We start from the raw sequence: 527 nt of genomic DNA, 5'->3' as shown, positions 1-527 counted from the left end.
GCAGGGGGGAAAGCATCGGGTTAAGGTGTGTCAAAATGGGCTAAATCGTGAATTGAAATATACGATTAAACCACAGTATGTAGACATTGATATTGAGCCACGAATGGAAAAAGTCTTTCCGATTCAAACCGCTTATAATGCTGGAGGTGTCGCTGATGGATATCAAGTAGGCGATATTTCGGTTAATCCGCAAATTGTCCAGGTAGTGGGTGCACGTTCTGAAGTACAAAAGGTTAATCAGATTGTTGCTCGTGCTAATTTACCGAAGAACTCTACAACTGACTTTCATCAAGAAGTATTATTACAGGCTTTAGATGCTCAAGGGCACACTTTGTCAGTATTAATGACGCCCCAAACTACTAATGTTAAAATTCCGATATCTTTACCTAAGAAAAAAGTTTCTTTAAAATTTGTACAAAAAGGTGCTGCTGATAAAACTTATACTTTCTTTTCGGAATATAAGAGTGTTATTATATGTGCGTGTATCTGAGTTATAGATAAAACTTAAAATATGAATATAACATTAT

Annotated in this window: 1 protein-coding gene; it reads left to right on the top strand. The window is 35.9% G+C overall.

Annotation, left to right across the window (positions count from 1 at the left end):
- The coding region (locus tag EQ827_RS08870) for a CdaR family protein (protein ID WP_258231835.1) at nucleotides 1–490 on the top strand (490 nt) is incomplete at its 5' end.
- Nucleotides 491–527 lie beyond the last annotated feature (37 nt).

Origin of the sequence: Bombilactobacillus bombi (genome assembly GCF_013607485.1) — a bacterium.
Lineage (GTDB): Bacteria > Bacillota > Bacilli > Lactobacillales > Lactobacillaceae > Bombilactobacillus > Bombilactobacillus bombi_A.
Note: the sequence above shows the minus strand (reverse complement) of the source record. Positions and strands in the feature narration are given on the sequence as shown.